Source organism: Parajatrophihabitans canadensis (genome assembly GCF_053764775.1).
On the sequence record NZ_CM132445.1, the window covers coordinates 1,813,846 to 1,828,023 of the forward strand.

Annotated in this window: 14 protein-coding genes; 8 read left to right on the forward strand and 6 right to left on the reverse strand. The window is 64.6% G+C overall.

Annotation, left to right across the window (positions count from 1 at the left end; all coding sequences use genetic code 11):
* Positions 1–90 precede the first annotated feature (90 nt).
* Positions 91–2,118: an FUSC family protein gene (locus ACSMXN_RS08855; protein ID WP_196811119.1), complete on the forward strand. Its 2,028-nt coding sequence runs from the start codon at positions 91–93 to the stop codon at positions 2,116–2,118.
* On the opposite strand, the gene ACSMXN_RS08860 is transcribed toward ACSMXN_RS08855, so the two are convergent.
* Genes ACSMXN_RS08860 through ACSMXN_RS08870 form a run of 3 tightly spaced genes read right to left on the reverse strand, consistent with a single transcriptional unit; the run spans position 1,999 to position 5,644 of the window.
* Positions 1,999–3,090, reverse strand: coding sequence for a hypothetical protein (locus ACSMXN_RS08860; RefSeq protein WP_455407735.1), 1,092 nt, complete (start codon positions 3,088–3,090; stop codon positions 1,999–2,001). The two genes, ACSMXN_RS08855 and ACSMXN_RS08860, sit on opposite strands and share 120 nt — an antisense overlap.
* A 9-nt stretch (positions 3,091–3,099) precedes the next feature.
* Entirely contained in the window at positions 3,100–3,924 is an 825-nt protein-coding gene (locus ACSMXN_RS08865) for a DUF6597 domain-containing transcriptional factor (RefSeq protein ID WP_022911498.1), read from the reverse strand.
* Positions 3,925–3,946: 22 nt separating this feature from the next.
* Complete coding sequence (locus ACSMXN_RS08870; RefSeq protein WP_027138982.1) at positions 3,947–5,644, reverse strand: cytochrome c biogenesis protein DipZ; 1,698 nt, start codon at positions 5,642–5,644, stop codon at positions 3,947–3,949.
* Positions 5,645–5,969: 325 nt separating this feature from the next.
* Here ACSMXN_RS08870 and ACSMXN_RS08875 point away from each other — a divergent pair, with 325 nt between their 5' ends.
* Positions 5,970–6,326, forward strand: a complete 357-nt coding sequence (locus ACSMXN_RS08875) for a YciI family protein (RefSeq protein WP_022911500.1) — start codon at positions 5,970–5,972, stop codon at positions 6,324–6,326.
* A gap of 1 nt (position 6,327) precedes the next feature.
* A complete protein-coding gene (locus tag ACSMXN_RS08880) occupies positions 6,328–7,566 on the forward strand; it encodes an RNA polymerase sigma factor (protein ID WP_022911501.1) in 1,239 nt (412 codons plus the stop codon).
* A gap of 12 nt (positions 7,567–7,578) precedes the next feature.
* Here the strand turns inward: ACSMXN_RS08880 and ACSMXN_RS08885 are convergent, their stop codons facing one another.
* Positions 7,579–7,734, reverse strand: a complete 156-nt coding sequence (locus ACSMXN_RS08885) for a hypothetical protein (protein WP_022911502.1) — start codon at positions 7,732–7,734, stop codon at positions 7,579–7,581.
* A 93-nt stretch (positions 7,735–7,827) separates the two neighbouring features.
* Here ACSMXN_RS08885 and dinB point away from each other — a divergent pair, with 93 nt between their 5' ends.
* Entirely contained in the window at positions 7,828–9,024 is a 1,197-nt protein-coding gene (dinB, locus tag ACSMXN_RS08890) for a DNA polymerase IV (RefSeq protein ID WP_027138983.1), read from the forward strand.
* A gap of 26 nt (positions 9,025–9,050) precedes the next feature.
* On the opposite strand, the gene ACSMXN_RS08895 is transcribed toward dinB, so the two are convergent.
* Positions 9,051–10,064 (reverse strand): zinc-binding alcohol dehydrogenase family protein, encoded by a 1,014-nt coding sequence (locus ACSMXN_RS08895; RefSeq protein ID WP_196811120.1) that lies wholly within the window; start codon positions 10,062–10,064, stop codon positions 9,051–9,053.
* 123 nt (positions 10,065–10,187) lie between these two features.
* Here ACSMXN_RS08895 and ACSMXN_RS08900 point away from each other — a divergent pair, with 123 nt between their 5' ends.
* Positions 10,188–10,880 (forward strand): enoyl-CoA hydratase/isomerase family protein, encoded by a 693-nt coding sequence (locus ACSMXN_RS08900; protein WP_022911505.1) that lies wholly within the window; start codon positions 10,188–10,190, stop codon positions 10,878–10,880.
* Positions 10,881–10,899: 19 nt separating this feature from the next.
* Here ACSMXN_RS08900 and ACSMXN_RS08905 read toward each other — a convergent pair whose 3' ends face one another.
* Positions 10,900–11,883 (reverse strand): FKBP-type peptidyl-prolyl cis-trans isomerase, encoded by a 984-nt coding sequence (locus ACSMXN_RS08905; RefSeq protein ID WP_455407736.1) that lies wholly within the window; start codon positions 11,881–11,883, stop codon positions 10,900–10,902.
* 196 nt (positions 11,884–12,079) lie between these two features.
* Between ACSMXN_RS08905 and coaE the strand changes: the two genes are divergently transcribed.
* The 3 genes from coaE (at position 12,080) to ACSMXN_RS08920 (ending at position 14,161) form a co-directional block, all read left to right on the forward strand.
* Positions 12,080–12,712, forward strand: a complete 633-nt coding sequence (gene coaE, locus ACSMXN_RS08910; RefSeq protein WP_022911507.1) for a dephospho-CoA kinase — start codon at positions 12,080–12,082, stop codon at positions 12,710–12,712.
* An 81-nt stretch (positions 12,713–12,793) separates the two neighbouring features.
* Positions 12,794–13,774 (forward strand): RNA polymerase subunit sigma-70, encoded by a 981-nt coding sequence (locus tag ACSMXN_RS08915; RefSeq protein WP_022911508.1) that lies wholly within the window; start codon positions 12,794–12,796, stop codon positions 13,772–13,774.
* Positions 13,775–13,879: 105 nt separating this feature from the next.
* Positions 13,880–14,161: a hypothetical protein gene (locus ACSMXN_RS08920; protein ID WP_455407737.1), complete on the forward strand. Its 282-nt coding sequence runs from the start codon at positions 13,880–13,882 to the stop codon at positions 14,159–14,161.
* Positions 14,162–14,178 lie beyond the last annotated feature (17 nt).

Below are 14,178 nucleotides of genomic sequence, written 5' to 3' on the forward strand. Positions count from 1 at the left end.
GCATGCCCGGCGAATGCTGCCCGGGCCGGCCGCGCACGTATTCTTCGAATGTCCGGGTCCGCCGCACTCGGCACGGCCAGGAGGAGTCGGTTGGCAGTCGCCACAGCGAGTAGGCGCTGGTGTGGTTCGGTGCGCGGCGCGTTACAGCCATCCTCGGCCGCCTGGGCCGTGCGGCCAGCGATCTGGGCCGTAGTTGCCGCCGGGGTAATTCTCGCCTTCGGGCTGATCACCGATCATCTGGTCGCGGTGGGCCTCACCTATTTCGGAGTTGCCTGCGCAGCGGTCTTCGTCACGACCGGCGTCTACCGGACGAGGGTGGTGGCCCTGGGCTGCCAAGCGGCCGGGGCCGTCATCGGCTTGGGTTTGGGCTCGCTGGCCGCGGGCACGACTACAGACACCGGAGACAAGATCCTGCTGGCGGCCGGGGTGGCGCTCGTTTCCGGGATGGTTGGTGCGATTGGTCGATTGGCAACCGCCGGTGCATTGATGGCCGTCGTCGGCGTCGCATTCGCCGAATTTGCTGGTGTGGCCTTGCCCTGGTGGCAACAGGCCGGTTACTACCTTTTTGGTACTGCAACTGTGTTCGTGGTGGCTACCGCACCGTGGTTGCTTCGCAGGGAACACCACGAGCGCGACGCTGCCGCAGATGTCTTCGACGCCGCCGCAGAGTTGCTGGCAGCCATCGGCACTACCGAGGCAGCGCAGGCACGAACTGGGCTTGCCCGGGCATCTGCGGCCAGTCGGGCCGCGAGTTATGACCATCGGCTGAGCGCTGAGTTCGCCACACGGGCTGTCCGGCATTCCTTGAATCGAGCGATCTTCACAGCCGAGCGGGTGGCGCTCGCGGCCGCGGAGCTGTACGCGGTGGGCGTGACCGTGCCCACAAACGCGATCAGCGCGGTCCGACGCGCAGGTGTCGAGGTGCGAGCGAATCGGTTCGCGGCGAAGGGGGAGTCGAACGCGCAGGTGATGCCACACTCGATGCCGCAATCGTTCGCGAATCAGGATGAAACGCCTACGACGACAGAGAATCCAGCTGCCTTGGCAGCGTTGAGCACGCTGGCCGCTGCGCTGGACGAGATGGACTCCGAGGCCCTGGACGCGGGGATCTACGAGGGGCCGGCTCCGCTCCCCGTCAGACTGCGGACGGCTGCCAGGTCCGTGACCGATCGTGCCGCCGTTCTCGCCGGGCTCCGGCTCGCTTTGTGCATGAGTATCGCGACAGCCGTAACTGCAGAGTTGCATCACCAGACTCACTCGTTCTGGTTGCCGATGACGGTAGCTGTCGTCGTTCGCCCTGAATACGCCTCGGTCTTTCAGCGAATCGTGAATCGGGTGGCCGGCACCATGGCCGGCGCCGTGCTTGCCGCGGCAGTGCTGTTGATCGTGAGGTCGGGCTGGCTCGTTGCCATCGCCGCGGCGTTGGCACTGGGCTTTGCGGTGCTGGCCGCTCCGCGGCTCTACGCGTTCAGCGTTGTGGGTGTTACCTGTTCGGCGTTGCTCAGTGCCTGCATCGGTCGTGCGGATCCGGCCTATCCCGCAGTACGGGCGCTGGACACGCTCGCCGGGTGCGCGATTGCGGTCGTGTTCGGCTACCTGCTGTGGCCCGATCGAGGGTTGCTGCCCGAAGGTGCCCGACTTGATAACGCGGTACGCGCCACACTCGCCTATCTCCGACAGGCAGTCCTTGAGCCGAGGGATCGGGACGGCTGGGCGACCGTGCGTGCGGAGGCCTATCGATCGGCCCATCAGGCGCGGGCAGCTGCCGCGGCCGCCCTGGTAGAGCCGCCGCCGGTGGACGAGCGCGCCGCCGCCACCCTGCCCGCTGCGATCGCGTTGGAAGACCTTGTAGACGCAATCGGCGTGCTTGCTGTGCAAATCGAGTCCGGAGCGCAGCAGCCGAGCGGGCGCGATGTCGATGCGCTTGCGAGGGCGATCGCTGGCCTCGCAGTCGCTCCCGACCCTCATCCAGACGGTGCAGATCCAGAAGGCGTGCGTTCAGCGCCCCCGAACGCGCAATCGGACAGCGCTGGTGCTGATCCGACGTCGGCGTGGGTCCGCATACTTCTTCGGCAAGTGGACCAGGCTCGCACCCCGCAACCGGGCGCTGAACGCTAGTTCGCTGACGAGGGGCCTTATAGCCGAGTGACTTTCGACGGCGTCCGAACGCGAATCAGTCAACAGCTTGTGGAGTAAGGCGCCCATGGGTAACGAGGGTCTCGAGTGCTCGAGAGTCACGATGCCGCGCCACTCGACGGATTGACCGGGTGACCACCCGAGCCAGTCGAACGTCCAGCCGCCGTCTGGCTGCTGGCCGGCTTCGAGCAGATCCAGGTCGGTTTCGATCTGCTTGGTCGTAAACATTGCGCGGCTGCGCGCGCCGGGGCTGGGCGACAAAGTCAACGGGGTCAACCGCTCGTCTTCGGTGCCACCAGGTACCGGCACGGTGCCATCCGCTCCGATCTGCGAGCGCAACGTCTCGACGGCACTCCGCGCGCGCGTTTCGTCCGGAACGGCATCGAGAAAATCCAACGCGAACTTGAGCAGCCACGCGTTGATGCCCTCGGGTCTGGCCAGCGTGGCCCAGCACCAGTCGGTGCCTTTCGCCAACCAAGCTGGCTTGCTGCCCGCGCGCCACAGGCATGCCGCAATCGCGAAGGTCAAGTGCGAGCCTCCGTCTGAGGGCACCATCCACGGACCGTGTGGAAAGGAATCGGCCGTTGGCATGACGAAGGGCAGCCCACCGTCAGGATTGGAGATGGCCGATACCCAATCAGCCGCGCCGACGACCATCGGGTTGTCGAGGCCATCGATGCCGGCGAGCACCTCCAGCGCATGCAGGGTTGCGGCTGGCTCGCTGTACGGTGAGCGCACGTCGGGCTCCAAGGCATGGCCGAAACCACCATCGGTGTTGCGGTACGCCCGCAGCGCAGCCAGAACGGGTTCGTTGTCCGCTCCGTGCAAGAGGACGGCGACCCGGTGGCGGTCGATTAGTCGAGCGTTGGCGGCGATGAATCGCTCGGCCGCACGCACATCAACGGTCGTGCGGTCAGTGGGTATCGGGTCAGTGGGCATCGGGTGAATGGGCATGGGTAAACGCTACGCAGCGACCGGGGGCCCGTCTTCCAGAAATCGGACCGGAGTCTTGCCTGTCAGCCGGCGCACCTCGTCATTCATATGTGCCTGACTCGCGTAGCCTGCCTCGTCTGCTCGGGCGGACAGCGACGGGCTCGTCAGCGTTGCCAGCCTGCGTAACCGAATGACTCGTGCCAGCATCTTGGGTCCATAGCCGATTGAAGTGACGACCCGGCGTTGAAGATGGCGCTCGCTGACGCCGAGTTCGCTGGCGACGTGTGAGACTCGGGCGCGCGGCCGGGCAAGTCGGTTTGCGGCCGCGACCACAAGGGTGTCTGGCTCGGAGTGCCGCCGGGCAACCGCATCGGCGAGCAGGCCGAGACGGAGCTCGGGTGCGGCGGCAGCGAGGGTCTCAGCGAGCCGCTGAGCATCGGCGCCGAGGACGAGGCTGGCCTCGACTTGTTGATCGCGCAGCTCCGAGGCAGGAATGCCCAGCACGGTTGCGGCAGCACCCGGACGCAATCTGATAGCAGAAGACAATGCGCCGCCGGGCAAGCGGACATGCCGCGGGCCTGTGTCGGCACCGGCGATGACCAATTCGCGATCGGCCAACCAGATCAGATCGAGGCTGGCGTCGGGCACGATCAGCTGGTCTAGAGCCTCGACGGGTTGTTGCTCCCAGATGCAACTGACTGATCGAGTCAACATCCACGGCGGCGGATACTCGCGATACCCGGCGCTACTGATCGAAGCGCCCTTCACAGCTGGCCCTCTCGATGCCGGTGCGTTGGACACATCACCGCTCAAGCCTAGGTAGCGCCGGACAATTTCGTCTACCTGGGTTGCCATCGTGTTCATCGAAGGTAAGCCGCTAGCCGAAAGTGAAGGAATACGCCGCCAGACCGGGGGAGAGCGTAATGGTCACCGTGTCTCGTTTGGGTTCCTTTTGGCTGACGATCGTGTAGATATCGGGCGCACCGGAGACCGCGTAGTTCGTGGTTCTGCCATCCACTGTTGCGGTGAGAGTGCCGGTACCGCCGACGTCGAGGTAGACGTAACTGGCCATGAAGTTCAATCGAATACCGGCGTTCTTGGTGGCAGTCAGAGACTCGGGCGCAACGTTGAAGGTGCCGGTGAGCGCGAACGAGTCGGCCGGAACCGTTGCCGGGTAGCTGAAGGTCTGCGATCCGGCACGTAGCGTTGCGCTATTCGCCAGGTTGTCCGCCCGCGCCACGCCCAGGTAGCTTTCGGGCGTTTGCTGTTGATCCGTGGGTGTGTTGTCGGCGACGTCGGTAGCCGGGGGAAGCTGCACGCCAGGGTGCGCGGCGCTGAGCAGTTGCCGGATCAAGGACTCGGTGCCGGAATAGTCGCCCTCGCCGATCGAAGCGTGCCGAACTTCACCGCTGGCGTCGATCAGATAGTCAGCTGGCCACGAGTCGTTGCCGAAGTTGTTCCAGATCGTGTAGCTGTTGTCCAACGCCACCGGATAGGTGATGTGCAGCCGTTTCGCTCCGGCCGCGACGTTGCCGGCGACGTGCTCGAACGCGTACTCCGGCGTGTGTACGCCGATAACGACAAGGCCGTCCGCGGCGTAGTTGGCGTACCAGGCTTGGACGTGCGGAATCGCGCGCTGGCAATTGATGCACGAGTAGGCCCAGAAATCGACGAGTACTACCTTGCCGCTCAGGGAGGCGGGACTGAGCGGCGCGTCGTCAGGAGTGTTCAGCCATTGCTGCACGCCGGATACGGCGGGCGCCTTTCCGCAGTCCTGCAGCGCGGCGAGCGGTTCCTGCACGCATTCCTGCAGTGGCTCGCTCTGAGTGGAACCGAGTTGCTTGGCGACCGCCGGGCCATCGAGCGCTTTGTTCAGTCCGGCCGTGTAGTCGGGAACGGTTCGTTGCAGGGCATCTGTGACGTTGAAGCTGAGTGACACCGCGAGCGCAATCACGATCAAACCTGCCACGATCCGCACGCCACGTTGGCGGTCACGGAAGGCGCGTACCCGGTCCGCGACGTGCTGTCCCGCGAGTGCGAAGATCAGCAGCGGAATGGCGGCGCCGACGGCGAAAGCCACTGTCAGCGCGATGGTTCGCACGCCGATATTGCCGGTCGCTCCAGCGACGGTGATTGCGGCCAGTACGGGCCCGGCGCACGGAACGTAGACGGCGCCGAGAGCCAGCCCCAGCACGAATCCGCCGTGATCCTTGCCGACTTCGCGTTGGCCGATACGGGAGAACGGTCGCTCGAGGAGCGCTTGAACTGCCGGAAACATCATCGCGATGCCCAACAGCACCAGTGCCACCAAGCCTGCCCATCGAATGGTGTCTTTGGGCAGCGGCAAGGCGCTCAATACAAGCGTGCCGAGGAGCGTGAAGACGCTGAAGCTGATGGCGAGTCCCGCGACGATCAGGAACGGCCGACGTCCGCGACGGCGCTGCTCAGCCGGGCTGTCTGCTGGCCGTTCCTGGACGCCGCCGGTGAGAAATACGACTGGCAGGACCGGCAGCACGCAGGGCGAGATCCCTGTGATGAGCCCTCCGACGAGTCCGATGAGAACGAGCGTGATCAGCGTGAGCTCCTTCGACGGCGGTCGGTCGTGGGCCGTTGGTTCGCAGGGTATGACGTGCACCTGTGTGTACGGCATCTGCCAATGTCGGGTTCACCATCTCGTAAGAACACACCTGCCTCTCAGGCGCCCGCTGGGTTGGTATTCGGGCGAGCGGCCACGGCGACGCGGCGGTATACCAACTTGTGTGAGCAGCGGGTATACCGATCTGACGGGGCCGATGGTGTCGATTCGGCGGGGCGCCGTTCGTGTAGGAGATGTCCCAGCCAGTCTTGAACACGAGCCAGTCTTGAACCCGAGCCAGTCTTGAACACGAGAGGAACCTACGATGACGACGCAGTACTTGTTGAGTGTGTACCAACCTGATGGACCGATCCCGGATCCTGCGACCCTCGCCGAAATCTCGCGCGACCTCGACAGCTTGAACGCCGAGCTAAAGGCCGCCGGCGTCTGGGTCTTCTCCGGCGGACTGTGTCCGCCCAGCACCGCTACCGTCATTCGTCCCCAGGCCGCGGCTGCGCTGATCACCGATGGCCCGTTCGTTGAAGGCAAGGAGCATCTCGGCGGTTTCACCATCATCGAGGCCGACGATCTGGACGGTGCGCTGGCCTGGAGTCGCAAGCTCGCGGAGGCGACAACGCTCCCGATCGAGGTAAGGCCGTTCCGCAATAGCTCTGACAGCTGACGTGACAGCGATCGGCGACGTTGACATCGAACGCGTGTTCCGCGCCGAGCACGGGCGCGCGATCGCGGTCCTGATTCGCACCTTCGGTGATATCGACATTGCTGAAGAGGCGGTCCAGGACGCGTTCGTCGCCGCGGCAGAGCGCTGGCCCTCGGACGGTCTGCCCGCGAGCCCGCAGGGCTGGATCATCACTACCGCTCGCAACCGGGCGATCGACCGCCTGCGCCGCGAGGCCTCGCGTGCAGATCGGCAGGCCGAGGCGGCGCTGCTGCGCTCGGCTGAGGGGGGACGCGACCTAGGCGAGGAGAGTGTGGTGCGCGACGACCGGTTACGGCTCATCTTCACCTGCTGCCATCCGGCGCTGAACGCGCCCGCTCAGGTTGCGCTGACGCTGCGACTTCTCGGTGGGCTTAGCACTGCCGAGATCGCCCGGGCGTTCCTGGTGCCTGAATCGACGATGGCTCAGCGGCTTGTCCGGGCGAAGGGCAAGATACGCGACGCGCGGATTCCCTATCGGATTCCGGATGACGCGGAACTGTCCGAACGGACCACCGCGGTGCTTGCCGTCCTGTATCTCATCTTCAATGAGGGCTACACCGCCAGCTCCGGTGGATCTCTGATCCGCGAGGACCTCTGTCTGGAGGCGATCCGGCTCGGACGGTTGCTGGCCGAACTCATGCCGGACGAACCGGAGGTCCTGGGCCTGCTCGCGCTGATGTTGCTCATCGAATCCCGGAGCGCCGCCCGAGTGGACGCCGACGGAGGCCTGGTGCTGCTGGCAGAGCAGGATCGTGAGCGTTGGGATCGCGATCTCGTGGCCGAGGGCCAAGCGATTGTGCAGCAATGTCTGGCGCGCGATCAACCCGGGCCGTACCAGATTCAGGCCGCGATCAACGCCGTGCACAGCGACGCGCCGGTCGCGGCCGACACCGATTGGCCCCAGATCGTGCAGCTCTACGATCAGCTACTTCTAGCCTCGCCCGAACCGGTGATAGCGCTCAACCGCGCCGTCGCGGTGGCTGAAGTCGACGGTCCGCAAGCCGCGCTCGCGCTGGTCGATGGGCTGCGCGACTGGCCAAATCTCACTTCATACCATCGGTTTCACGCGATCCGGGCCGACCTGTTGCGCCGACTCGGCCGCATGGCTGAGGCCGAGGCCGCGTATGAGACAGCAATTGAAGGAGCCGAAAACGCCGCCGAACGTGACTTTCTGGTGCGTTGCCGGCGCGAAATCAGCTGACCGGTCCAAGCCTCACCGCAACCGTGCGTCTCGCCACCGGCGTGTTGTCGCGAGCAGCAGCACGCCAAGCAACACGAGGGCAACGGCCCCGAATGTGGTTGTGCGCAGGGGGAATCCGGTATCTGCGAGCTCGGCACCGGAGTCACCGCTCGCGCTGGGTGTCTGCACCGTTGGCGGGACGCTGACCTCAGCCAGCGTGAAGTCGAAGGCGGTCGAACCGGAAGCGGGCGCCGTAGTAATTATCGAACAGGTGTGCGATTATTGGCCGTGTCCGACGAGCCGGGAATCTTGCACGCCGACCTCGACGCGTTCTACGCCTCGGTCGAACAGCGTGACAATCCGCGTCTGCGGGGCAGACCGGTCATCGTCGGCGCGGGGGTAGTCCTGGCTGCGAGCTACGAGGCAAAAGCCCGCGGTGTGCGTACGGCGATGGGCGGCCGGCAAGCGCTGGCGCTATGCCCCGACGCGATCATCGTCCCGCCCAGAATGCATGCCTACAGCACAGCCAGCAAGGCAGTCTTCGCGGTCTTCGACGACACCACACCGCTCGTCGAAGCCGTCTCCATCGATGAGGCTTTTCTAGACGTCAGGGGTCTACGACAGGTCTCTGGCAGCGCTCCCGAAATCGCGGCTCGACTGCGCCTGGCTGTCCGGGAACGGGTTGGGCTGGCGATCACCGTCGGTGTTGCGCGAACCAAGTTTCTTGCCAAGGTTGCCAGCGGCGATGGCAAACCGGACGGCCTGCTGGTCGTTCCGGTCGACGGCGAGCTGGCATTTCTGCACCCGCTGCCCGTCCAGCGACTCTGGGGAGTTGGCCGGGTGACGGCAGAGAAGTTGGTGAAATATGGAATCACGACCGTGGCCGAAGTCGCCGAGCTGCCAGAGCAGGCGCTGGTGGCGATGCTTGGTCCAGCTTCGGGACGACAGCTGTACGCCCTGTCGCGCAATCGCGATCCACGACCGGTCGTGGTGGGCCGTCGGCGCCGATCAATCGGTTCGCAGTCGGCCCTGGGCCGCCGCAGGCTGACCCCAGCAGAATTGGACGCGCGCTTGATCGGCCTGGTCGACCGGGTCTGCCGCCGTCTTCGCGCTGCGCGCCGGCTTTGCCGGACCGTCGTGCTCCGGCTCCGTTTCGACGATTTCACCCGCGCGAGCAGATCACACACCTTGTCGGCGGCGACCGCTGATACTGCCGTGTTGCTCGCGGCGTTGCGGCACGTTCTAGGTTCGTGCACGGGCCTGATTCGAGAACGTGGGATCACGCTCATCGGTATTGCGTTGACAAATCTTTGTGATGCGGACGTGGTCCAACTGGAACTACCGTTCGAGCGCTACGACGGGCTGAGCCTGGACGCAGCCGTCGATCGGGTTCGAGATCGCTACGGTACGGCCTCGATCACCCGAGGTGTGCTGCTCGGCAAGAACCAGGGACTGACCGTGCCAAGGCTGCCGGACTGATCACGCCACCAGCGGCCGGTCAGGCGTCACTCCCAGCCAGCGACAACGACCTTGCCTATCGCTGCACCGGATTCGACCCGCCGATGCGCGTCTCGCACGGTCATGGCGTTGATCGGCCCGAATTCCTCGGTCATCGTCGTCCTGAGCGCGCCAGAGTCGATCATCGAGGCCGTCGCAGCTAGCAATCGGTGTTGTTCGATCATGTCCGGCGTTTGGAATAGCGGGCGCGTGAACATGAATTGCCAGTGCCAGGCGACACTCTTCGACTTCAGCGGCCGCAGGTCCAGTCCGGCCGGCTCGTCGATGGCCGCAATGTGCCCAAACGGCCTGATGATCTCGGCATACGCGGCGAGGTTGTGTTCGGACTGCGGCGTGAAGATGTAGTCCACGCCTTCCGCTGCCACGGCACTTACGTTGGCAGCCAGGTCGCCGTGGTGGTTGACCACATGGTGCGCGCCCATCTGAGTCGCCCAGGCAATCGTCTCGGCTCGGCTTGCCGTGCCGACGATTGTCAGATCGGTCATCGTTCGGGCGAGCTGGCACACCATCGATCCGACCCCACCGGCGGCCGAGACGACCAAGAGCGAGCCCGCGCTGCCTGGCCCGACTTTCAACCGGTCGAAGAGCAATTCCCAGACCGTGATGGTCGTCAACGGCAACGCCGCCGCTTCAGCGAAACTCAGCGTGCTGGGTTTGGGCCCCACCAACCTCTGATCCACCAGGTGAAACTGCGCATTGGTCCCCGGACGGTTGATGGTTCCCGCGTACATGACGTCCTCGCCGATGTCATAGAGGGTGACCTCATCACCTTTGCCGATCACGGTGCCCGCTGCGTCGAATCCGAGAATTCTGGGGCCGCCCTGCGGATCGCCGCCTTGGCGGACCTTGGTATCGACGGGATTCACGCTGACCGCTTCAACTCTGACCAGCAGATCCTGGGGCCCGGGTATCGGTACTTCGGTCTCGATATCGACAAGGCTGTCGGAGTCCTCGATCGGCAGGCTCTTGGTGAAGGCGACAGCGCGCATCAGATCGGACATGATGCCAACGTACCGAGCGGGCGGCACCGCCCGCGCGCGACCAACGACTCGCTCGCCGCGCTACGGTCAGCACCGGCACTCTTGCCGCGATTGCCGAACCGAAGATGGAGGATCACCAGCCCGATGACAACGAGCTATGACAATGTCCTGTATTCCGTGCGCGAGTCGGTCGCCGAAATCACGTTGAACCGTCCTGACAAGCTCAACGCGATCAGCGCTGCGGTGCATCGCGACCTGCTCGCTGCGTTGAAAACCGCGGGCGCGGACCAGCAGATCCGGTCGGTCGTCATCAGTGGCGCGGGCCGAGCCTTCTGCGCCGGCGGCGACATCCGCAATCCCGACGCAGACTCGGGCTCGGTGAATCCGCGCGATCTCGCAAGTGCTATCTGGGATATGCCGAAACCGGTGATCGCCAAAGTCCACGGATACTGCCTCGGTCAAGCATGCGAATTCGCCGCGGTATGCGATCTCACCGTTGCCAGCGAGGACGCGATGTTCGGCGAGGTGGAAGTGACGAACGGCTGGGGCCCGCCCATCGTGATAACGCCCTACGTGATGTCGCTCAAGCACGCTGCTGAGTTTCTGATGCTCGGCGAAATGATCAGCGCGGCCGAGGCGCACCGTATCGGGCTGGTCAATCGGGTCGTTCCTCTTGATCAACTCGACGCTGCCGTCGACAAGATCACGTCGCGTTTGAACAACTTCACGCCCGAGATCCTGGCCAGTGACAAGCGACTCCTGCATCAGGTGTACGAGGTCTCAGGCTATGACCAAGCACGTAACTGGGATTTCCTGCGGCCCGCCGGAGCGTCCTAGAACCAGCCGGAGAACTAGCTCAGAATTGCCCCACGACGTCGATGATAATGATCTCTGGCGGTGAGGCCGGAGTGGCTGCCGCCGTTGACGAGGCGGGCTGTGCTGGGGTTGCCGGTACGACGACGACGGCGCGTGAGCCGATGTTCTGTCCGGTGAGCTTGTCAGCAAGGCCGAGCACAGTTGCCCCTGCGACGGTCTGAGGAGCCTGGCCCCAAGTCGACTGGGTGTCCTTGCCGGTCGCAAGGTCAGTTTGGACGAGTTGGAGCACCAGGGTCTTGGCCGAATCGATCTTTGCGCCGGATCCGGTAACGAGCAGGGTCGTCACGGGTTGCGTTGGCACCTTTACACCGGCGGTGCTGGTGATTGTCGGCTGCTTTCCGGGAATGTTGGTGATCTTCGGGATGCCAGTCGTAGGCAAGTTGGCGACGGCCGTCCCGGGCGCTGAGGCATTCGGCGAGTAGCTGGCGACCAGGTCAACCACGAACACGAGAGTGTCGGTGCCCGTGATGCCGGCATCGGTCTGACCGGCGCTGCCGTAGCCGTCAGCAGGCGGCAAGGTCAACAGCACTCTGCTGCCGATCTTCTTACCCACCAGTGTCTTGTCCCAGCCGGGAACGACACTCCCGACGCCGATGACGAATGCGGCAGCCTGACCCCGGTCGAAGGAGCTGTCGAACACGTTGGGCTTTCCGTCCTTCGGGGCCCAGGTCTGACCGACGTAGTTGGCCACGAGGGTGTCGCCCTTGGCGACCGTGGCACCAGTGCCTTGGGTCAATACCTGCTGTGACAAGGCAGTCGGTGCGGCGGTAGCGGGGATCGTCAGCGTCGGTTTCGTCCCAAACTCTGGCGTGACGCTGACGCCGACATTTGTGGTGGTAACGCCGGCCGATGCCGAGGACGACCCGCTAGCCGACGGCGAGCCGGAGCCTGAGCTGCACGCCGCGAGGAGTGCGATGGACAGCGCAACCACAGCGACGACAGACCGCCGCGTACCAAACTTCACACACACCCCGTTCAGAGGATTGAAAATGGCCAGACCCACCCAAGCTAACCCGGCAAGGTAAATTCGGCGGAGGCCGACCCTACGAGATGTGACGCTATGTGACATTCAAAGGTGTGAGCTGTGGACGACCTGTTGGCCGGACAAGCCGGCGAAGCTGCGCGGTCACGCAAAGATGATCGCTGTTAGCATCCCGAACGTGAAGTTCGTCGGTCTCAGCGGCGGTATCGGTAGCGGTAAATCCGAAGTCGGCCGTCGGCTGGCGCTCAAGGGCGCTGAGGTCATTGACGTCGACCAGCTCTCGCGGGAGCTGCAGCAGCCCGGACAGCCACTCTTCGATCAGATCGTCGAGCGTTGGGGCGTCGATATCCTCGACGAAAGCGGCTACCTGGATCGCGCCGCGCTGGCCCGAGTGGTCTTCCACGACAAAGCCCAGCTCGCTGAGATCACCGCGATGGTCGCACCGATCACCGAGAACGAAATCGTGCGGCGGGCATTGCTCCACCAGGGCAGCGACGATGTGGTCATCATGGAATCGGCCATGGGTAACCAACGCATGTACGGGCAGGAGGGGTTGATCGTCACCGTCGCGCCGGTCGAGATCGCGGTCTCGAGGCTCGTGACGCATCGCGGCATGAACGCCGAGGACGCCCGGGCCCGGGTGGCCCTGCAGCTACCACCCGAACAGCGCGTCGCGCACGCCGACTTCGTGATCGACAATGCCGGAGATCTGCCGGAACTGGACGGCCAGGTCGAGCGCGCGTGGCAATGGATCCAGCAGACCGCCGACGCGACCCCGCGCGTGGAGCGAGCAGCGCAGCGCCAAACCTAGAGCGCATTTCAGCTGCAGCTGACAGCAAGACCGATTAGTAATCGTCGCGGCAGGCGTTTGATGGGTATGAATACAACAGATATGAGGCCAGCGACGGCACCTGATCCGACTGACGAAACGCCGTTCGATCTGCTCGTCGAGCGACATCGGCGCGAATTACACGTGCACTGTTATCGAATGCTCGGGTCGTTCGTCGACGCGGAGGACGCCGTTCAAGACGCACTGCTTCGTGCTTGGGACAGTCGGGGCAGCTTCACCGACGGTACGAACTTTCGCGCCTGGCTCTACCGGATAGCGACCAACGTCTGCCTCGACGTATTGCGCCGCAGACAGCGGCAGGTGCGGGCGTTCAGTTCGTTTGCGGAGGTCCCGTGGTTGCAGCCGTACCCGGACTCGCTCCTGGATCAGGCAGCACCGGCCAACGCTGATCCTGAGAATGCCGTGATCGCGAGGGAAACCATAGAGCTGGCGTTCATTGCGGCGATTCAGTTCTTGCCCGCACGGCAGCGGGCGGTCTTGATTCTGCGAGATGTGCTCGGTTGGCCCGCAGCGGAGGCCGCCGAGGCACTCGAACTCACGCTCGCGTCGACCACCAGTGCGCTGCAGCGCGCCCGTGCGACGCTTCGGCAGCAACTCCCCGCGGACCGCCTGGACTGGGACGTAGCTGAACGTAGCGCAGCCGAACGCGACCTTCTCGAGCGGTTCGTCGACGCCCACGAACGAGCAGACTCTGCCGCATCGATCGCCTTGATGCGCGCCGATATACGCGTGACCATGCCTCCGAGCCCGACCTTCTATGACGGGCGCGAGCAGGTCACCGAACTCGTGCAGTGGGCGTTCGGCGTCGGCAGCATGGGGGACTGGCGCTTGGTCATCACCTCGGCGAATCGGCTACCCGCGGCGGCCGCCTACCTGCGGCGTCCGGGCGAATTCGAATTCCGCGCCTTCAAGCTCGACGTCATCCGCGTCGCAGACGGCGGGGTCGCTGAGATAACAACGTTCGACGCGAGCCTGTTCGATCACTTCAAGCTGCCGCCGACCCTGCAGGGGGAATCATCATGAGCGCCCTACCCCAAGTCGTTCGAAGCCTGCTCGAGCGCCCGAACTATGCCCACCTGGCCACCCTGCTCCCGGACGGATCACCGCACAGCGTGCCGCTGTGGATCGATGTCGAGAACGACCGCATCGTGTTTCACCGATCCACACTCTCGCAAGGCCCGCAACTTTGCCCGCGACCCACGCGTCGCGATCTCGGTCACCGATCGCGATCAGCCGTTCACGATGGCCGAGATTCGCGGGCGCGTTGTTGAGCAGGTCGACGGCGAGATCGGCTGGCAGATCATCGACCGGATCTCGAAGAAGTACACCGGGCAGCCCTACCCACTGCGAACCGGTCGCGCCGCCTACGTGATCGAGGCCGAGCACGCGGCCGGCCACAGCTTCGGTTGAAAGGCTGGTCGGTTCAA